16 protein-coding genes and 1 pseudogene are annotated in these 19,272 nt (G+C 62.6%); 12 read left to right on the top strand and 5 right to left on the bottom strand.

Annotated elements, in window-relative coordinates; translation table 11 throughout:
* The first annotated feature begins 106 nt into the window (after positions 1-106).
* From dut to EU811_RS16815, 4 genes are all read left to right on the top strand, one after another.
* On the top strand, positions 107-646 hold the full coding sequence (gene dut / locus EU811_RS16830; protein ID WP_142939472.1) for a dUTP diphosphatase: 540 nt from the start codon (positions 107-109) through the stop codon (positions 644-646).
* 116 nt (positions 647-762) lie between these two features.
* On the top strand, positions 763-1,521 hold the full coding sequence (locus tag EU811_RS16825; RefSeq protein WP_142939471.1) for a DUF3710 domain-containing protein: 759 nt from the start codon (positions 763-765) through the stop codon (positions 1,519-1,521).
* Positions 1,514-1,894, top strand: coding sequence for a hypothetical protein (locus EU811_RS24280; RefSeq protein WP_238703442.1), 381 nt, complete (start codon positions 1,514-1,516; stop codon positions 1,892-1,894). Before EU811_RS16825 ends, EU811_RS24280 begins: the two co-directional genes overlap by 8 nt.
* A complete protein-coding gene (locus EU811_RS16815; RefSeq protein ID WP_142939470.1) occupies positions 1,891-2,691 on the top strand; it encodes a DUF3159 domain-containing protein in 801 nt (266 codons plus the stop codon). The genes EU811_RS24280 and EU811_RS16815 overlap by 4 nt, the downstream gene beginning before the upstream one ends.
* Here EU811_RS16815 and EU811_RS16810 read toward each other — a convergent pair.
* The gene (locus EU811_RS16810; protein WP_142939469.1) at positions 2,658-3,395 is read right to left on the bottom strand and encodes a potassium channel family protein; all 738 of its coding nucleotides are present in this window, start codon (positions 3,393-3,395) and stop codon (positions 2,658-2,660) included. The genes EU811_RS16815 and EU811_RS16810 overlap by 34 nt on opposite strands.
* Positions 3,395-4,066, bottom strand: a complete 672-nt coding sequence (locus tag EU811_RS16805; RefSeq protein WP_142939468.1) for a potassium channel family protein — start codon at positions 4,064-4,066, stop codon at positions 3,395-3,397. Before EU811_RS16805 ends, EU811_RS16810 begins: the two co-directional genes overlap by 1 nt.
* A 114-nt stretch (positions 4,067-4,180) precedes the next feature.
* Here EU811_RS16805 and EU811_RS16800 point away from each other — a divergent pair, with 114 nt between their 5' ends.
* The 8 genes from EU811_RS16800 (at position 4,181) to EU811_RS16765 (ending at position 15,180) form a co-directional block, all read left to right on the top strand.
* Positions 4,181-6,154, top strand: a complete 1,974-nt coding sequence (locus tag EU811_RS16800) for an APC family permease (RefSeq protein ID WP_142939467.1) — start codon at positions 4,181-4,183, stop codon at positions 6,152-6,154.
* Positions 6,155-7,537: a class I SAM-dependent RNA methyltransferase gene (locus EU811_RS16795; RefSeq protein ID WP_142939466.1), complete on the top strand. Its 1,383-nt coding sequence runs from the start codon at positions 6,155-6,157 to the stop codon at positions 7,535-7,537.
* Between the two features lie 243 nt (positions 7,538-7,780).
* Positions 7,781-10,588: an aconitate hydratase AcnA gene (gene acnA, locus EU811_RS16790; RefSeq protein WP_142939465.1), complete on the top strand. Its 2,808-nt coding sequence runs from the start codon at positions 7,781-7,783 to the stop codon at positions 10,586-10,588.
* A 200-nt stretch (positions 10,589-10,788) separates the two neighbouring features.
* Positions 10,789-12,762: a 1-deoxy-D-xylulose-5-phosphate synthase gene (gene dxs / locus EU811_RS16785; RefSeq protein ID WP_142939464.1), complete on the top strand. Its 1,974-nt coding sequence runs from the start codon at positions 10,789-10,791 to the stop codon at positions 12,760-12,762.
* On the top strand, positions 12,759-13,328 hold the full coding sequence (locus EU811_RS16780; protein WP_142939463.1) for a DUF402 domain-containing protein: 570 nt from the start codon (positions 12,759-12,761) through the stop codon (positions 13,326-13,328). Before dxs ends, EU811_RS16780 begins: the two co-directional genes overlap by 4 nt.
* The gene (locus EU811_RS16775; RefSeq protein ID WP_142939462.1) at positions 13,325-13,885 is read left to right on the top strand and encodes a hypothetical protein; all 561 of its coding nucleotides are present in this window, start codon (positions 13,325-13,327) and stop codon (positions 13,883-13,885) included. The genes EU811_RS16780 and EU811_RS16775 overlap by 4 nt, the downstream gene beginning before the upstream one ends.
* 31 nt (positions 13,886-13,916) lie before the next feature.
* Positions 13,917-14,135 (top strand): hypothetical protein, encoded by a 219-nt coding sequence (locus EU811_RS16770; protein WP_062068055.1) that lies wholly within the window; start codon positions 13,917-13,919, stop codon positions 14,133-14,135.
* 67 nt (positions 14,136-14,202) lie between these two features.
* Positions 14,203-15,180, top strand: coding sequence for an aldo/keto reductase (locus tag EU811_RS16765; RefSeq protein WP_142939461.1), 978 nt, complete (start codon positions 14,203-14,205; stop codon positions 15,178-15,180).
* A 136-nt stretch (positions 15,181-15,316) separates the two neighbouring features.
* Here the strand turns inward: EU811_RS16765 and EU811_RS16760 are convergent, their stop codons facing one another.
* From EU811_RS16760 to EU811_RS16750, 3 genes and pseudogenes are all read right to left on the bottom strand, one after another.
* On the bottom strand, positions 15,317-17,461 hold the full coding sequence (locus EU811_RS16760; protein ID WP_142939460.1) for a 3-hydroxyacyl-CoA dehydrogenase NAD-binding domain-containing protein: 2,145 nt from the start codon (positions 17,459-17,461) through the stop codon (positions 15,317-15,319).
* Positions 17,458-18,729, bottom strand: a complete 1,272-nt coding sequence (locus EU811_RS16755; protein WP_142939459.1) for a thiolase family protein — start codon at positions 18,727-18,729, stop codon at positions 17,458-17,460. Before EU811_RS16755 ends, EU811_RS16760 begins: the two co-directional genes overlap by 4 nt.
* 185 nt (positions 18,730-18,914) lie before the next feature.
* Positions 18,915-19,272: pseudogene (locus EU811_RS16750) on the bottom strand (ribonuclease D); the annotation flags it as partial.

Here is a 19,272-nt window from a genome sequence, read left to right as displayed (position 1 = left end):
GCCCCGCTGCCCGGCCCCGCTGCCCGGCCCCGCTGCCCGGCCCCGCCACCCAGGCCCGCCGGGCTGAACGACTCGGGTGAACCGGGTCCCGGTAGAATGAACCACTGTGAGCAATGAGACCGCAGTATTCAGTTCAGACGCCGCTTCCGCAGTTGCGGACAGCAGCGAAACCACCGCAGCGTACGGCGCCCCCACTTTGGAGGTGCAGTTGAAAATGCTCGACGCCGGCTTGGAAGCTCCCTCCTATGCGCACCCTGGAGACGCGGGTGCCGATCTCCGCGCCCGCGAAGATGTGCATCTCGCCCCCGGTGAGCGGAAACTCGTTCCAACTGGTGTCTCCATTGCGTTGCCGAACGGATATGTCGCCCTGATCCATCCCCGCTCCGGGCTGGCCACCAAGCACGGACTGACGGTGGTCAATGCCCCCGGTACTGTGGACGCCGGCTACCGTGGCGAAATCGCTGTCACGCTCCTGAACACCGACCAAAACACTGCCATTGACCTCAAACGCGGCGATAGAATTGCACAAATGGTGATTCAGCGCGTTGAATACGCGCAGTTCATTGCTGTTGACCAACTATCGGATTCCGTTCGGGGAACCGGCGGCTTCGGGTCCACGGGCGGCTTCAACGCACCGAAGGCCTGAGAAACTACTGAACCTCGTTTACCGGCCTCCCACGCCTGACGCATTGGAGCGGTTTAGTGAGGTCTAACGTGGTTGCGGTTTACTTGGGGATAGACCACTACTAAGGAGAAAACCCAATGCTTTTTGGGCGCGGCAAAAAGTCCAAGGACGAGAAGCCGGAAACCGCCGGCACCGTCGAGGAGTCCGGTACCGGGGCATCAACTTCCGAGCCAGGCGGGTCCGGCACCCCCGGAGATTTCCGGCTCGGCAAGGGTCCCTTGGACATCGACGAAATCGAGAACCGCGATGGCTACGTGGACCTCGGTGCACTGCTGATCGCACCAGCCGAGGGTCTCCAGCTGCGGCTTGAGGTCGAGGAAGCCACGCAACGCGTGGTTGCGGTGACCATGGACCTCAACGGTTCCAGCTTGCAGCTTCAGGCCTTTGCTGCGCCGCGTTCCGAGGGACTTTGGGATGAGATCCGTGAACAGATCACCCAGTCCGTAGCGAGCCAAGGCGGGGAAACCGAAGAAGTTTCCGGAAGTTTCGGCACGGAGCTGGTAGCCAAACTTCCCGCTGAAGCGGCAGACGGCAGCAGAGGTTTCCGGGCAGCCCGTTTCATGGGTGTGGATGGGCCGCGATGGTTCCTGCGCGGTGTCTTGGGCGGACAGGCCGCCCTCGAACGTGATGCCGCAGCAGGACTGGAAGAGCTCTTCCGTAAGGTTGTTGTGGTCCGCGGTGATAACCCGATGCCACCGCGCGAACTGCTGCAGCTGCGCCTGCCCAAGGATGCTGCAGTGCCGGGCCAGGCCGGCGCCCCCCAAGGTGCGGTTCCCCCCGCAGACCCCGCCATGCGGCAACCGGAGCGAGGGCCGGAGATCACCCAGATTGGCTGACGCATCGGGCCGCTACGGGGTGGCCGGCCAAGGTCCCGAAGGGCAGGGAGTACGTGACCTCCCTGTCCGGGGCCGCGCAGTGTGCACGGGCTTCATTGAGTCCGTCACCCACCAGCCGCCCAGCGAGCAGCCATTCTTTTCCGCCGTGGTGGTTGATTCCGTGCGGCCCGGCGGAGGTGTGCCGAACATGGGAGCCGGCGGAGTCCGGAAGCCCTATGAGCGCCTCCGTGTGATTTGGCTGGGCAGGACCCGGGTTCCAGGCATTGAAGCCGGCGTGAAACTCCGCTTGAAGGGCATGGTCACCCAGGTTGATGGCCTTCCGGCCATGTTCAATCCCCGCTACGAAATACTTTCCCGTCAGGAGCACCTATGACCGTGGCCAACGGTTCCGAACCGAAGGACGCAGGGCGTCAGACGCCCGGCGAGAACGTTTCGTCCCACGTAAACGATGAACCGCAGGCGGACGCCCCACAGTCCGGTGCGGAAGGGCCCACTGTGTCCGACCTCGCTGCAGGGTATGCCCAGAAGGCCGGACTCCACCGTAACAGCGCCGGCCACGTGGATATGCTCAAGTCCGCCGGCGGCGTGCAGGGCATTGCCGAAAGCATCCTTCCGGGTTTGGTGTTCCTTGTGGCTTTTACCGTCACGCGCGACCTCACTCCGGCCCTCATCGCAGCGTTGGCTGCAGCCGCCGTCTTCACAGTGGTTCGTTTGATCCAGCGCCGTCCGTTAACGCAGGCATTGGCGGGAGTGGTGGGGGTGGGCATTTCTGCCTGGCTGGCGAACACCACAGGCAAGGCCGAGGACTTCTACGTGCTTGGCTTCTTCACCAACATCGCTTACATCGCGGCCATGGTGCTGTCCATCGTCTTCAAGTGGCCGGTAGCCGGACTTCTCTTCGGCTTCGTGCGCAATGAAGGACTGGAGTGGCGCAAGGATCCGGAGCGGCTCCGGGCCTACTCCTTGGGCACGTGGATTGTGGTTGCGGTGCTGACCCTGCGCTTGGTGGTTCAGGTTCCCTTGTACTTCATGGGCGAGGCCGGACTGACAGCGTTGGCTACCACCAGGCTTCTGATGGGCGCCCCGCTGTACATCCTGGGCCTTTGGGTGGCCTGGTTGGTTACCAAGCCGGCACCTCAGCCGTCGAAGCCATCGTCCTCAGCGGACTGATCTGCCGGTTCTGACGTTCCCTCGCGGGGTTCCTTGGCGTCATCGGACGCTGGTGACAACAGAGCCCGCAAGCCGTCCTCAGCTGCGATGGTGGTGACGAAAAACAGCTCGTCACCGCCGTCCAGAACATCATCACGCGTGGGCGTAATGGGTGCTTGATCACGCAGGATGGCAACCAGGGTGGCGTCTTCGGGCCACTCAATGCCCCCCACTGTGCTGCCAATGACGTGGGAGTCGTGAGGAACGGTGAATTCCACGATCGAGGCCACGCCCGTCTGGAGGGTCAACAGGCGCACGATGTCGCCGATTTCCACCGCTTCTTCCACCAACGCTGTCATAAGCTGCGGTGTGTTGACGGCAACGTCCACCCCCCAGGAGTCATTGAACATCCAGTCGTTCTTGGGATTGTTCACGCGCCCCACGGTGCGGCCTACTCCGAACTCGGTCTTGGCGAGCAAGGACACCACCAGATTCACTTTGTCGTCGCCGGTGGCAGAAACCACCACGTCCGCATCCTCAAGTTTCGCGTCCTGCAGGGTGCTGAGTTCGCAGGCATCGCCCACCAGCCAGCGTGCCCCTCGCAGCCCGCTGCGCCCAATCACTTCAGGCTTCAAATCAATCAGGAGAATCTCGTGCTTGTGAGCCAGGAGCTCACGTGCAATGGACGAGCCGACGCTGCCCGCGCCAACAATGACAACTTTCACTAAGACTCCTTGGCGGGTGCTTTGGCGAGAATTCGGCTGATCTCGGATGTTCTGTCAAGGCTCACCATCGCGTGGACGGTATCACCTTCCTGATATGCGGTCCCGGCCTGGGGCAACAGGCCCTCGCCGAACCTGGTGAGGAAAGCGATGCGGATTCCGGCCGCGGACTCGATGGAATCCATGCTGTGTCCGATCCATGCCTCGTGCAGATCCACTTCGGCCAGCACCAAGCGGCCCGAAGGTTCGCGGTAGTCGCCGGCCAGGTGCTGCTCCGGAAGTATCCGCCGGAGAACCTGGTCGGCACTCCAGCGCACGGCTGCCACTGTGGGGATACCGAGCCGCTGGTAGATTTCGGCGCGGCCGGGGTCGTAGATCCGTGCCACCACATGGGAGACATGGAAGGTCTCACGGGCAACGCGCGTGGCCAGGATGTTTGAATTGTCGCCGCTGGAGACAGCGGCAAAGGCGTAGGCCTCTTCGACGCCGGCCTGCTTGAGGGTGTCACGGTCGAAGCCGACACCGGTGACCTTGCGCCCCGTGAAAGTGTTGCGCAATCGGCGGAAGGCCCGCTCGTCCTGGTCGATGATGGCCACGGAGTGACCGGCATCCTCCAAAGTGTGTGCCAAGGTTGCGCCAACACGGCCGCAACCCATGATCACGAAGTGAGCCACCGTGTCTCCTTATGTGTGTAGTCCGTCCCGCTCGGTATGACTTTACCGGTGCAGCGGGGGTATGCCGGTGACAACCGTCATGACATCCCTGGGGATTCAGAGTAGCTTTGCGGAGTGCTGACAATTCTGAATGCCGCCAAGCGGGTGTTGGTGGGCCGGCCGGTCAGGAATGACCGCCTGTCCCACACGTTGTTGCCCAAACGCATCGCTTTGCCGATCTTCGCCTCGGATGCCCTGTCCTCAGTGGCTTACGCCCCGGACGAAATCCTGCTGACGCTCGCCCTTGCCGGCGTCAGTGCCGTGGCTTTCTCTCCGCTGGTTGGCCTTGCGGTCATGGTGGTGTTGCTCACAGTTGTGGCTTCCTATCGTCAGAACGTCCACGCCTATCCCTCCGGGGGCGGCGACTATGAGATTGCCAACGTCAACCTCGGCAAGTATGCCGGGTTGACCGTGGCTTCTGCCTTGCTGGTGGACTACGTGCTCACGGTTGCCGTGTCCATGTCCTCGGCGGCGACGTACCTCACCACGGCCATCCCGGCGCTGCATGGCCAGCAGGCGCTGATAGCCACTGTAGGCGTGATCATCCTCGCGCTGGTCAACCTCCGCGGTGTCAAGGAGGCCGGGACGCTGTTCGCAGTACCGACGTACATCTTCATGGCATCCATTCTTGGGATGACCGCTGTGGGCATCTTCCAGGCCGCCACCGGCACGTTGGGGGAGGCGCCTTCGGCCAATTTCACCATTGTTCCCGAGCCTGGATTTGATGAGGGCCTGGTGGGGCTGGCCGGAGCCTTCCTGCTTCTGCGTGCCTTCTCCTCGGGAGCCGCTGCACTGACAGGTGTTGAAGCCATCAGCAACGGGGTGCCCAATTTCCAGAAGCCCAAGAGCAAGAATGCGGCAACAACCCTGCTCCTGCTGGGCGTCATAGCCGCTTCCATGCTGGCAGGCATCCTCTACTTGGCCAACGCCACCAAGGTGCACATTGTCCTTGACCCGGCCCGCGAGTTCCTGGTGGACGGCAAGCCGCTGCCTGAGGGCTACATCCAGACTCCGGCCATCAGCCAGATAGCCGACACCATTTTCGGCTCCGGCTCCATCCTCTTCTACGTAGTAGTTGCTGCCACCGGCGTCATCCTGGTGTTTGCTTCCAACACGGCGTTCAACGGCTTCCCCGTGCTGGGTTCGATTCTGGCCCAGGACGGCTACCTGCCCAGGCAGCTGCGTACTCGAGGCGACAGGCTTGCCTTCAGTAATGGTGTCCTTGCGCTGGCAGCGGGGGCTCTGGTCCTGATTCTCGCCTTCAACGCCGATGTCACCAAACTGATCCAGCTCTACATTGTGGGCGTCTTCATCTCCTTCACCGCAAGTCAACTGGGAATGATCAGGCACTGGGGCCGTGAACTGAAACTCGCGCGGGACAAAGCTGTCCGGCGTCGCATCATCAAGTCCCAGACCATCAATATGCTGGGCTTCGGGATGACGGCCCTGGTCCTTGTCATTGTCCTCATCACCAAGTTCGAGCAAGGCGCCTGGATAGCCTTGCTCGCCATGTTCGTCCTCTTCCTCATTATGTGGAGCATCCGCGCGCACTATGACAACGTGGCCCGGGAGTTGGCGGTGGATGAGGACTCCTCGCCCCGTGCATTGCCCACCAGGGTCCACGCTGTTCTCCTGGTCTCACATGTCCGCAAGCCGGTCCTTCGCGCACTGGCCTATGCGCGGGCGTCGAGGCCTTCGCGCCTGGACGCCGTGACCGTGGACATCAGCGCCGAAGAAACGGCCCAGACCGTCCGCGATTGGGAGAAGCTGGAAATTCCGGTTCCCCTGACCGTCCTGGCCAGTCCCTACCGTGAAACCGTGACGCCCATCATGGACTACATCAAGAACATGCGCCGGGACTCACCGCGGGACCTGATCGTGGTGTACATCCCCGAATATGTGGTGGGCAAATGGTGGGAGCAACTCGTCCATAACCAAACAGCACTCAGAATCAAGACGAGGCTCCACTTTGAACCTGGAGTCATGGTTGCCAGCGTCCCGTGGCAGTTGAAATCGTCCGAAGAAGCAAAGGCACTGCAGGATACCTAAATGACCTCCCACAGCAATTCCCCCCAACACCATCACACCGGTGGCCACCATTCCGCGGACCAGGCCACGCCCGGTGCTGAACTGGTGGTGGACATCGGCCCCATCGCCCATGGAGGGCACTTCGTCGCCCGGCACGAAGGCCGCGTCATCTTCGTCCGGCACGGCATCCCGGGAGAGAAAGTCCGGATCCGGTTGACCGACTCCGGTGACTCGTCGCGCTTCTGGCGTGCCGACGTCGTCGAGGTCCTTGAAGCCTCACCCGACCGCGTTCCGCACTTCTGGAAGCAGGCGGATTCGCTGGGTTCCTGGAGCCGCGGGACACCGCCGGTGGGCGGCGCGGAGCTTGGACACATTTCCTTGCAGCGCCAGCGTGCACTGAAAGCCGAAGTGCTGGCGGAGCAGCTCAAGCGCCTTGCCGGCCTGGACCTCGCCACCGAGGTGGAAGCCGTGGGAGAAAATCACGACGGCGGACTCGGCTGGCGTACGCGGGCCAGCTTCGCGGTGACTCCCAAAGGCCGGTTGGGCATGCACGCTCACCGTTCAGATGTGGTGCTTCCCATCAAGGAGATGCCGTTGGCGCTTGCGGGCGTCAATGAGCTGAAGCTGTGGGACCTTGACCTGTCCGGCATCGCCCGTGTGGAAGTTGCCGTGCCCGCCAACGGTTCGCGGCCCCTGATCCTGCTGGCCCCGGAAGAGTCCACCAGCCCCAAGAGATTGCACAGCATCCTTTCGCAGCTGCCGCACGATGTCTCGGTTGCCAGTTTCGATCCCGGCAAGGGCGAAGTCCTGCAGCTTCGGGGGAGGACCTGGGTGCAGGAAACCGCAGCAGGCCATGAGTACCGTGTAACCGGTGAGGGTTTCTGGCAGATCCACAAAGACGCCCCGGACACGCTGGTGGACGCTGTAGCGGGCTATCTTTCCCGCGGTGGGTACTTACAGCCCGGTGCGACGGTGGCCGACCTCTACGCCGGCGCCGGCCTGTTTACGGCACCTTTGGCGGACGCCGTCGGAGTGACCGGTTCGGTACTGTCCGTTGAAGGCGCGCCGGGCACCAGCCGTGACGCCCGAAAAAACCTGCATGGTCAATCCCAGGTGGAAATCGTGCAGGGGCGTGTGGAGAAGGTGCTGCACCAACGCGCCCGCAGCTTCGACTCGCTGGTGCTGGATCCACCGCGTGCAGGGGCGGGCAAGGCCGTGGTCAAGCAATTGATGGCCACCGGACCCCGCGCAATCGCCTATGTGTCATGCGATCCCGCATCCTTTGCGCGTGATCTGGGTTACTTCCATCAAGGCGGCTGGCGGCTTGAGTCGCTGCGGGCCTTCGACCTTTACCCGAACACCCATCACCTGGAAACGGTGGGATTGATCGTCCCCGGACCGTAACTGCGGCGCAGTCCGCGTTCCGTGGTGCCATTGGTGAAACTGCCTGTTTCCCCGGAGGCACCTGATCAGTGACGCAACACCGAAGTATGCCATTACGATGGCAGTAGTAGCCCCGGTCAACGGAAATCAACGCCGCTGACCGGGGTGACCAAGAGAGATGCCGCCCGGCTAAGTAAGGTGCGCCTAACTGGCTAGCGGCCAACCACGCGACAAAGATGAAACTGTTGCGAGAGGAGTCCTGCCATGAGCACTGTGGACAGCTTCGGTTCCAAAGGCGTACTGAATGTAGCCGGCACCGACTATGAAATTTTCCGGTTGAACTCCGTAGAGGGCGCAGACAGCCTTCCGTTCAGCCTTAAGGTATTGCTTGAAAACCTCCTGCGGACTGAGGATGGCGCCAATATAACGGCTGACCATGTCCGCGCGCTGGCCGGTTGGGATCCCAATGCGGAGCCCGACACGGAAATCCAGTTCACCCCCGCCCGCGTCATCATGCAGGACTTCACCGGCGTTCCCTGCGTCGTGGACCTGGCTACCATGCGTGAAGCCGTCAAGGAGCTCGGCGGTGACCCCAAGCGCGTCAACCCGTTGGCGCCTGCAGAAATGGTGATCGACCACTCCGTCCAGATCGATGCCTTCGGTAACTCCGGCGCACTGGAGCGCAACATGGAGATCGAATACCAGCGCAACGGTGAGCGCTACCAGTTCCTTCGCTGGGGCCAGACCGCGTTCGACGACTTCAAGGTTGTCCCCCCGGGAACCGGCATCGTCCACCAGGTCAACATCGAATACCTGGCACGCACGGTCATGACCCGCGAGGTAGACGGCGTTGTCCGCGCCTACCCCGACACCTGTGTTGGCACCGACTCGCACACCACCATGGTCAACGGCCTGGGCATCCTGGGTTGGGGCGTTGGCGGCATCGAAGCCGAGGCTGCAATGCTCGGCCAGCCCGTCTCCATGCTGATTCCCCGCGTTGTGGGCTTCAAGCTCAAGGGCAGCATCCCCGCCGGCGCCACCGCTACCGACGTCGTGCTGACCATCACCGAAATGCTGCGCAAGCACGGTGTTGTTGGCAAGTTCGTTGAGTTCTACGGCGAAGGCGTTGCCGCCGTGCCGCTGGCCAACCGCGCCACCATCGGCAACATGAGCCCCGAGTTCGGTTCCACGGCTGCGATGTTCCCGATCGACGACGTCACCCTGGACTACCTGCGCCTGACCGGCCGCTCCGAAGCAAATGTTGCCTTGGTTGAGGCCTACAGCAAGGAACAGGGCCTCTGGCACGATCCTTCCCGCGAACTGCGCTTCTCCGAGTTCCTGGAGCTGGACCTGTCCACCGTTGTTCCTTCCATCTCCGGCCCCAAGCGTCCCCAGGACCGCATTGAGCTCACGGATGCCAAGGAGCAGTTCCGCAAGGACATCCACAACTACGTCGCCATTGAAGACGGCAGCGTTGACGAGTCCCTGGACGAATCGTTCCCGGCTTCGGATGCACCGTCCTTCACGCACGCCGATTCGCACACCACGGAAACGGACCGCGTTTACTCTGCCGCCAACGGTGCCCACGGCCGCCCGTCGTCGCCGGTCAAGGTCAAGACCGCCGATGGCCGCGAGTTCGAGCTGGACCACGGCGCAGTGTCGATCGCTTCGATCACGTCCTGCACCAACACGTCCAACCCGTCCGTCATGCTGGCTGCGGCCCTCCTTGCACGCAACGCCGTGGACAAGGGCCTGACCTCCAAGCCGTGGGTCAAGACCTCTGTGGCACCGGGCTCAAAGGTTGTCACTGACTACTACGAGAAGTCCGGCCTGACTCCCTACCTGGAGAAACTCGGCTTCTACATTGTGGGCTATGGCTGCGCCACCTGCATCGGTAACTCCGGCCCGCTTGAGCCGGAAATCTCCGAGGCAATCCAGGCCAACGACCTCTCCGTCACTGCCGTCCTCTCCGGCAACCGCAACTTCGAAGGCCGCATCAACCCGGACGTAAAGATGAACTACCTGGCTTCGCCGCCGCTGGTCATCGCTTACGCCCTGGCAGGAAGCATGGACTTCGACTTCGAAACCGATGCGCTGGGCACGGACTCCGAGGGCAACGAGGTCTTCCTCAAGGACATCTGGCCGAACCCCACCGAGGTGCAGGAAGTCATTGACTCCTCCATTGACGAGGCAATGTTCGCCAAGGGTTACGAGGGCGTTTTCGACGGCGACGACCGCTGGAAGGCCCTTGACACCCCGGCGGGCGATACTTTCGCTTGGGCCGAGGACTCCACCTACGTGCGGAAGCCCCCGTACTTCGAAGGCATGAAGGCCCAGCCGGATCCCGTCAAGGACATTTCGGGCGCCCGCGTGCTCCTGAAGCTTGGCGATTCCGTCACCACGGACCACATCTCCCCGGCCGGTTCCTTCAAGTCGGACACTCCTGCGGGCCAGTACCTTCTGGCCAACGGTGTGGAGCGCAAGGACTTCAACTCCTACGGCTCACGCCGTGGCAACCACGAAGTCATGATTCGCGGTACATTTGCCAACATCCGCATCAAGAACCAGCTCCTGGACAACGTTGAGGGTGGCTTCACCCGCGACTTCAGCCAGGAAGGTGCGCCCCAGGCTTACGTCTACGACGCAGCACAGAACTACCAGGCAGCAGGAACGCCCCTGGTTGTCCTGGCCGGCAAGGAATACGGCTCCGGCTCGTCCCGTGACTGGGCAGCCAAGGGTACGGCGCTTCTGGGCGTCAAGGCCGTCGTCGCTGAGAGCTACGAGCGCATCCACCGCTCCAACCTCATCGGCATGGGAGTCCTTCCGTTGCAGTACCCGGCCGGCGAGTCGGCAGCAACGCTGGGCCTGACGGGCACCGAAACCTTCGCGGTGGAAGGCGTCACCGAGCTCAACAACGGCACCACGCCGAAGACGCTCAAGGTCACGGCCACGGCTGAAGACGGTACCGCCAAGTCCTTCGACGCCGTTCTGCGCATCGATACCCCGGGTGAAGCGGACTACTACCGCAACGGCGGCATCCTGCAGTACGTTCTGCGCCAGATCTCGGCATAAGGAAGCGGCTGGTTCCCAGCTGATTCAGTAGCCGGACAGCCCCGGCTGGTCGCCCGACCAGCCGGGGCTGTTGGCGTCCCGGGCATCAGTCAGGGGACCGGATCGGGAGAACAATGCCAAGGCTTGAGGCCGAGGCGCACCATGCTTGCCCGGGCACGCGCTAGAGTTAACAAGCACGTCATTCACCCTAAGGAGGGCCGTTGGGACTTTTGGAAACCGTCAAGGATCCACGGGACCTGGCCACATTATCCGGCACCGAGCTGGAACAACTGGCCGGCGAAATCAGGGCGTTCCTGATCACCAACGTAGCCGCGACGGGTGGACACCTCGGGCCCAATCTGGGCGTCGTAGAGCTCACCCTCGCCGTGCACCGGAACTTTGAGTCACCGCGGGACAGCATCGTCTTCGATACGGGGCACCAGTCCTATGTGCACAAGCTGCTCACAGGACGTCAGGACTTCACCACGCTCCGCCAGCAGGGAGGGCTATCCGGCTACCCTGACCGTGCCGAGTCCGAGCACGACATCGTGGAAAGTTCACACGCATCTTCCTCACTGTCCTGGGCTGACGGCATCTCGCGTGCCCGCCAGCTGACCGGTGAAGGCGACCGGTTCGTCGTCGCCGTCGTTGGCGATGGCGCGCTGACCGGTGGCATGGCGTGGGAAGCCATCAACAACATTGCCGCCGACAAACGGCGCCGCGTGGTGATCGTGGTCAATGACAACGGACGCTCGTATGCCCCCACTGTTGGCGGTTTTGCAGATTACCTTGCCTCGCTGCGTCCCACCATTGATTCCCTGCGCACCACGCCGGCTTACGAGCGCATGCTGGATTGGTGGAAGAAGAAGCTCCAGGACGGCGGCCCGGCGGGTCAGTTCACTTATAAGAGCCTGCATGCCATGAAGAAGGGCATCAAGGACTGGTGGGCTCCGCAGGGTATGTTCGAGGACCTTGGCATGAAGTACATCGGCCCGGTTGACGGACACAACCTCCAAGCCATGGAACATGCGCTCAACACCGCAAAGGCCTACGGTGGACCCGTCATTGTGCATGCCATGACGGAGAAGGGCCACGGCTATGCGCCGGCTTTGGCCAATGAAGCAGACCAGTTCCACGCGGTAGGCATCATTGACCCCGAAACGGGTGAGCCCACGGAAATGCCGGGAGCAAGGTCCTGGACCTCCGTTTTCGCTGAAGAGATCGCGGATATCGCGGATGAGCGCCCGGATATCGTCGGTATTACCGGCGCCATGCTGATTCCCGTGGGATTGCACAAGTTTGCTGAGCGCCACCCCGAACGGGTGATCGATGTCGGTATTGCCGAGCAGCACGCGCTGACGTCCGCCGCTGGAATGGCCTTCGGTGGGCTTCACCCCGTGGTGGCGGTTTACGCCACGTTCCTGAATCGCGCCTTTGACCAACTCCTAATGGATGTTGCACTGCATAAAGCCGGTGTGACCATCGTCCTGGACCGTGCCGGCGTGACCGGCCCGGATGGCCCCAGCCACCACGGCATGTGGGACATGGCGATGGTTCAGATCGTGCCCGGTCTCCATTTGGCGGCTCCCCGTGACGCCACCAGGCTCCGCGAAGAACTGCGTGAAGCAGTCGCCATCAACGATGCCCCCACAGTGGTCCGATTCTCGAAGGGCAGCGTTGGTTCCGAAATTGAAGCGATAGACAGGCTTCACGACGGCGTGGACATCCTCGCACGGCGTCCGGAAGGCTCCACCGAGAACGATGTCCTGATTGTCAGCGTCGGCGCTATGTCCGAACTCGCTCTGGATGTTGCTTCCCGACTGGGCGCCCAAGGCATCAGTTCCACGGTGGTGGATCCGCGGTGGGTTCTTCCCGTCCGTAAATCCATCATTGCCCTTGCTGCCCGTCACCGCCTGGTGATCTGCATAGAAGACGGCGTCCGCGCAGGTGGCGTGGGGTCCCGTATCCGACAGGAAATGCGCGCCGCCGGCGTGGACACCGCGCTGAACGAAGTGGGCCTGCCGGTGGAGTTCCTGGTGCACGGCTCCCGCAGCCAGGTCCTGGAGCGCGTTGGCCTGACGGCCCAGAAAATAACTCACGACGTCGTAGCCCAGGTTTTGGGGACAAAGGTCCCCTTCGCCAGGCCCCTCCCGGGCCAGGAACACCCGACCACCGGCAGCCTGCCAACGCTGTGACGGACGAGCGCGCACCGGGCGCAGTGCAGCCCGGTGACCTCGTGGTGTCGAGGAACAGAAAATGGGACGGCAAGGCCCACTGGGTGGTGCCTGGACGTTACCTTGGTGAAGACATCCACGGTTGGTGGATATTTCAGGGGGCAGGGGAGTTCTGTGCCCGCCCGGGAGCAGCTTTCTACACGGCATCGGACGCCTTGTTGCTGGTCCCGCGGGCAGGCGAGTTTGTGGCAACCTTCTACGACGACAGTTATCCGGGGGACTTCAGGATTTATGTTGACCTGGCCACCGGTCATGACTGGAATACCATCAAGCCGGGCGTTTGGGAATTTCACATGATTGATATGGATCTGGACGTGATCCGTTCCACTGAGCATGGGGTGTTCGTAGACGATGAGGACGAATTTGAGCGTCATCGGGTGGCCATGGGCTATCCGCAACAGACGGTGGACTCAATGCTCAGAGAATGCGCAGCGCTCTTTGAGGCAGTGGACACCATGAAAGCGCCTTTCGACGTCAATGGAGCCACCAGCACCAGCGCCGAGTGGTTTGGGAAAGGACGAGCATGAGCGGCATCATCCGAGCGTACAAGCGCGACGACGACGGAGTACTTCACTTCCGCGAGGCCTGGTATGACGACGAAGACCAGCAGTTCGTTGTTAATCACGGTGTAGTGGGTCACCAGAGCAAGACCGACGAGGCAGACGTTGACGACGAATCTGCCGTGGATGGCCTGATGGCTGCCTTTGCTGCGCAATGCGAGGAAGACGGCTATGCCGAGATCCCTGAGTCTGAACAGTTTTGGGTAGTTGCCCAGATTGCGTTGAAGTCAAAGGACGGCACTGAACGCGACCGTCACCTTGAGCGTAAAGCCAAAGCTGCCCTCACCGGTGAATTGGCGTGGCGCGGGCTGGGAGTAGTGGACCGTTCGGAAATCGGCAACGGCCACCTGAACATCTTCTGCCTTTGCCCGGACGTCAACAAGGCCGTGAACGCCATCAAAATCTGCGTCCGTGGTGAGGACCTGGACTTCACCAAGCTCACGGTTGCGGCAGCTCCCCACAGTGACCCCACGGCATTCCGTGTGAAGCACTCGCCCAAGCAGGGTGTGGGCTTTACTCTCTAAGTAGCACCCCAACGCACCAGGAGGTATCCCCATGGCGTCCAAGAGCAACTGGCCCGGACATACGCCCCTTCCCAAAGGGCTGGCCGCTCCGGCCAGACGGGCGCTAGCGCATGAGGGGATAGAGACGTTGGAGCAGTTGGCCGAGTTCGGCGAGGCCGGGCTGTCCAAGCTCCACGGGATGGGGCCGGTGGCTGTAGCGCAGCTTGAGGATGCCATGGAGGAATCCGGGATCTCGTACGGAACCGGCTAACTGTTCTGCCGAGGAGTTTGTTGCCTTGGGTGACAATCAGCGCCGGGACGCGTATTAGGCTGAATTCATGACTGAATACCGACGCCTTGGCCACTCCGGACTCACTGTCTCAGCTGTAGGGCTGGGCTGCAACAACCTGGGCCGCGCCAATACTCCCACCGAGTCCCAGGAAGGCACGGACGCTGTTGTCCACGCCGCACTCGATGCCGGGGTCACTTTCTTTGACGTCGCCGATGTTTACGGTCGGGAGCCGGGGCTGAGCGAAGTCATGCTGGGCAAGGCGCTGAAGGGGCGCCGTGATGACGTGGTCATCGGCACCAAGTTCGGCATGGACATGCGTGGAGTCAACGGCAACGACTTCGATGCCCGTGGTTCGCGCCGTTACATCGTCAAAGCCGTGGAAGCTTCCCTGCGACGCTTGGACACAGACTGGATCGATCTCTACCAGTTCCACACCCCGGACCCGCGGACGCCCATTGAAGAGACGCTGGGCGCCTTGGATGACCTGGTGTCCAGCGGCAAGGTGCGGTACATCGGCCATTCCAATTTTGCCGGATGGCAGATCGCTGAAGCCGAATATGTGGGGCGGCAGTCAGGTGGCGTCCGTTTCATTTCCACTCAGAACCACTACAACCTCCTGGACCGCCGTGCCGAACTCGAAGTGCTCCCGGCGGCAGGAGCTTTCTCCTTGGGCGTCCTTCCTTACTTCCCTTTGGCTAACGGGCTTCTCACCGGAAAATACTCAGCGGGCAAGGCCCCTGAAGGTTCCCGGTTGAGCCACACGCGCACCAACCTGGTGCACGACGCCGATTGGGAGCAGTTGGGCCGCTTCGGCCAGTTTGCCAAGGAACGGGATATCAGCGAGCTTCAGTTGGCCTTCTCCTGGTTGGCTGCCCAGCCCGGGGTCAGCAGCGTGATCGCAGGCGCCACCCGTCCGGAGCAGATCCGCGAAAACGCCGAGGCCGTGCGCTGGGTACCTGACCAGGAGGATCGCGCGGAGTTGGACGAGATCTTCCCGCGGGCGCCGAAGGTTGCACTCTTCTAGCTCGCTCTGCCATCCCGCCCAGCTACAGGCGTCCCTCTCTCACAAAACAGCCCTTAAACCGGAACGCTCTCTCACTTGCTTGAGGCAAGTGGGAGAGCGTTCCGGTTTAAGGCGCGGGATGTGAGAGAGGGACGGATCAGGCAGGTGCTGATGCGACGCCGGGGGCAAGGAATCGCTTGCCGTTCACCCGCTCGGAAGCGCCCACCCTATCCAGGTACGGCGTGATGCCGCCCAGGAACATTGGCCATCCGGCGCCCATAATGACGCAAAGGTCAATGTCCTCAGGGCCCGCTACGACGCCTTCTTCCAGCATGAGCCCGATTTCTTCGGCCAGAGCGTCCTGCGTACGCCGCAGAACTTCCTCGCCAGTGGACGGGGTGTCGCCGAAGGACATGAGGGCCAGCGTCTCGGCAGGGATGACAGGGGTTCCATCCGGTCCCGGAGCCCAGAGGCTCTTCACGCCGTTGTCGATGAGTTTCTGCAGGTTTTGCGAGACCGGGAACCGCTCGCCGAACGCGGCATGCAAGGACTCCTGGACGTGTTGTGCCACCGGCAGGCCGACCATGGCGCTCAGGGTGAACGGCGACATTGGCAGGCCCATGGGACGCAGTGCACTGTCAGCCACCTCTGCCGGGGTGCCTTCGTCGAACGCGGCGATGACTTCCCCCATGAGGCGGAGCAGGATGCGGTTGACGACGAAGGCGGCAGCATCCTTGACCAGCACGGCAGTCTTCTTGAGCCCCTTAGCCAGTTCGAATGCCGTGGCCAGGACGGCGTCGTCGGTCTTGGGCGCCCTAACGATCTCCAGGAGTGGCATGACGGCTACGGGGTTGAAGAAGTGGAAGCCCACCAGGCGTTCCGGGTGCTTCAGATCCTCTGCCATGGCTGTCACCGACAACGATGAAGTGTTGGTGGCCAGAATGCATTCGGGAGAAACAATGGCTTCAACCTCGGCGAAGACGTGCTTCTTGATGTGCAGTTCTTCGAAGACGGCCTCGATCACGAAGTCGGCGTCGGCAAAGGCTTCCTTGGAGACGGATCCGGTAATGAGCGCCTTGGTCCTGTTGGCGGCGTCGGGCTTGATCCGCTTCTTGGCCAGCATCTTGTCGACTTCGGCGTGGACGTAGGCGACGCCCTTGTCCACCCGTGCCTGATCAATGTCCGTCATAACGACGGGAACTTTCAGCTGCCGGGCGAACAGCAGTGCCAGCTGGCTGGCCATGAGCCCTGCACCCACCACGCCGATTTTGGTGACCGGGCGGGCAAGCTTACGGTCAGGCGCGCCTGCAGGACGCTTGGAGCGTTTCTGGACGAGGTCCAGGAACGCGTACACCGTGGAGCGGAACTCGTCGGTTTGCATGAGCCCCGCGAGGGTCTCGCACTCGAGTTCAGCCGACTCGGCTTGGGTCATGGTGCGGTTGGCCTCCATGACGTCCAGGACCTTGGCCGGGGCGGGAGAGGCGTTGGAGGTCTTGGACTCCACAAAGGCTCGTCCCGCGGTGACCGCCGCAGCCCACCGGCCGGAGACTGCGTCATCGGCGGCATCAACGGCGTTCTTCCTCTCCGGCGTGACGTCGCCGGAGATAACCCGTGCCGCCCACGCCAGCGACTGTTCCACGAAATCGGCGGGTTCGAACATGGCATCGGCCACGCCGAGCTCGAACGCCTGCGGGCCGGTGAGAGTCCGATTGTTGCTGAGGGGGTTCTCGATCATAACCTTGACGGCATTCTCCGGGCCGATCAGGCGCGGCAGGATGTAGACGCCGCCCCATCCGGGCACCAGGCCAATGAACGCTTCCGGCAGGGCCAGGGCGCCGGCACCCGTCGAGACGGTTCGGTAGGTGGACTGCAGGGCGATCTCCAAGCCACCGCCCAAAGCCAGCCCGTTGATGAAGGCAAAGCTAGGAACGCCCAGGTTCGCGAGGGTGCTGTAGACGGCATGGCCAAGCTGTGCCATCCAAAGCCCGTGCTCGCGTTCCTTGAGAGTCTTAACGGCTGAGAGGTCTGCCCCGGCCACTAGGAAGTAGGGCTTGCCCGTGACGCCGACGCCAACGATTTCTCCCCGTGAGGCCCGCTCCTTGAGGTTGTCCAACACCCCTCCGAGTTCCACCAACGTGTTGGGCCCCAGAGTTGTGGGCTTGGAGTGGTCCAAGCCGTTGTCCAAGGTGATCAGTGCGAAGGTGCCGGCACCGCCCGGGAGGGAGATGTCCTGCACGTAGGAGTGGGTTACTACTTCATCGGGGAAGAGAGCGGCGAGTTTCTGGAATTCGGCGGCGCTCATGCGGCGGCTCCTTCGGTGATGGCCGTGGTGGCCTGGTCAGCAGTGAAAGATTGGTATGCGGCGTGGTGGGGGTTTTCCCAGATGACGGTGGCACCCATGCCCAATCCGATGCACATGGTGGTGATGCCATAGCGAACCGAGTGGTCTTCCTCAAACTGCCGAGCGAGCTGGTTCATCAAACGGACGCCCGAGGAAGCAAGTGGATGTCCGACGGCGATCGCCCCGCCATAGCGGTTGACCCGGGGATCGTCATCGGCGATGCCGAAGTGGTCCAGGAAGCTCAGGACCTGGACGGCGAAGGCTTCGTTGATTTCGAAGAGCCCAATGTCCTCGATGCCAAGTCCTGCGTTTTTCAGCGCCTTTTCGGTGGCCGGTACCGGACCGATGCCCATGACCTCGGGTTCAACACCGGCGAAGGCGTAAGAGACGAGGCGCATTTTGACCGGGAGCCCCAGTTCCTCAGCGGCGTCGGCGGAAGCAAGAACAGCCGCTGTAGCGCCGTCGTTCAAGCCAGCGGCATTGCCTGCGGTGACCCGGCCGTGGGCGCGGAAGGGCGTGCGCAATTCGGCCAGGTCCGCAACGGTGGTGCCCGGACGGGGTGGTTCGTCCGTGGTGTGCAGGGCCCAGCCCTGGCCGGGCTTCATGGTGGCTACGGGGACGAGGTCTTGCTGGATCTGCTCATTGGAGTACGCGGCGGCGAGCTTGGCCTGGGAGGCGGCGGCGTAGGCGTCTGTGCGGTCTTTGGTGATGGCCGGGAAGCGGTCATGCAGGTTCTCCGCGGTGTTACCCATGTTCAGCGCCGCGGGATCCACCAGGCGCTCGGACATGAACCGAGGATTGGGATCGGCGCCTGCGCCCATGGGGTGGTTGCCCATGTGCTCCACGCCGCCTGCGATGACGACGTCGTAAGCGCCGAAGCCGATGCCGCTCGCCGTCGTCGTTACTGCCGTCATGGCACCTGCGCACATGCGGTCGATGGCGAATCCGGGTACTGAGCGGGGGAGTCCGGCCAAGAGTGCCGCTGTGCGGCCGATGGTGAGGCCCTGGTCCCCGGTCTGGGTGGTGGCGGCGATGGCGACCTCGTCGATCCGGTCCGCGGGAAGAGAGGGATTGCGTCGCATCAGCTCGCGGATGCACTTCACCACGAGGTCATCGGCGCGGGTACCCGCGTAGATGCCTTTCTCGCCGGCTTTGCCGAAGGGTGTACGCACGCCATCGACGAAGACGACGTCGCGGACGTTTCTCTGAGCACTGCGGGATGGACTCATGTATTAACTCCTCGTTGAGACATGGCGCCGAATCCCGCATCGCGGGCCCTTCGGCTGGCATTGATGCAATGTTACTCGTGGGTAACTTAGCATGCAAGGTCCGCCCGGGTCCGTGTCCTTGGGACGCGAAAGGCCTGCCGCCACGAACCACGGTTCGCGGGGCAGGCCTCACATCGGGAAGGAGCTTAGCCGGCATTGCCGGAAGAGTGCGCGTCCGTGGGCGCTTTGGCTTCCTTGGCCTTGCTCTCTTTGGCGGGAAGCGGGGCGGGGTTCAAGCACGCTTCAGTGAGTATGGGAGCCGCGAAGGAGATCTGCCATTCCCGGGCGCCCAGGGACCGCAGTTCCTCAGCGACGGATTCCAGGGAGATGTCGGCCGGAGGACGCCAGGTGACCCGCCGCAAATAATCCGGTGTCAGCAGGTTCTCCACCGGCAGCTTCAGCTCATCGGCCTTGGCCTGAAGGGCCGGCCTGGCGGTGGCAAGACGAGCCGCAGCCTCGGGATCCCGATCCACCCAGACCCTGGGTGGGGGCGGAGCGTTGGTG

Source organism: Arthrobacter sp. TS-15 (assembly GCF_006964045.1).
GTDB lineage: Bacteria > Actinomycetota > Actinomycetes > Actinomycetales > Micrococcaceae > Arthrobacter.
Note: the sequence above shows the minus strand (reverse complement) of the source record. Positions and strands in the feature narration are given on the sequence as shown.

Excerpts from the sequence above, each read along its gene's own strand:
- EU811_RS16770 (WP_062068055.1), top strand. The coding sequence starts at position 13,917 with ATGGCGTCCAAGAGCAACTGGCCCGGACATACGCCCCTTCCCAAAGGG.
- EU811_RS16755 (WP_142939459.1), bottom strand. The coding sequence starts at position 18,729 with ATGAGTCCATCCCGCAGTGCTCAGAGAAACGTCCGCGACGTCGTCTTC.
- EU811_RS16760 (WP_142939460.1), bottom strand. The coding sequence starts at position 17,461 with ATGAGCGCCGCCGAATTCCAGAAACTCGCCGCTCTCTTCCCCGATGAA.
- EU811_RS16765 (WP_142939461.1), top strand. The coding sequence starts at position 14,203 with ATGACTGAATACCGACGCCTTGGCCACTCCGGACTCACTGTCTCAGCT.
- EU811_RS16825 (WP_142939471.1), top strand. The coding sequence starts at position 763 with ATGCTTTTTGGGCGCGGCAAAAAGTCCAAGGACGAGAAGCCGGAAACC.
- acnA (WP_142939465.1), top strand. The coding sequence starts at position 7,781 with ATGAGCACTGTGGACAGCTTCGGTTCCAAAGGCGTACTGAATGTAGCC.
- EU811_RS16795 (WP_142939466.1), top strand. The coding sequence starts at position 6,155 with ATGACCTCCCACAGCAATTCCCCCCAACACCATCACACCGGTGGCCAC.
- EU811_RS16775 (WP_142939462.1), top strand. The coding sequence starts at position 13,325 with ATGAGCGGCATCATCCGAGCGTACAAGCGCGACGACGACGGAGTACTT.
- EU811_RS16815 (WP_142939470.1), top strand. The coding sequence starts at position 1,891 with ATGACCGTGGCCAACGGTTCCGAACCGAAGGACGCAGGGCGTCAGACG.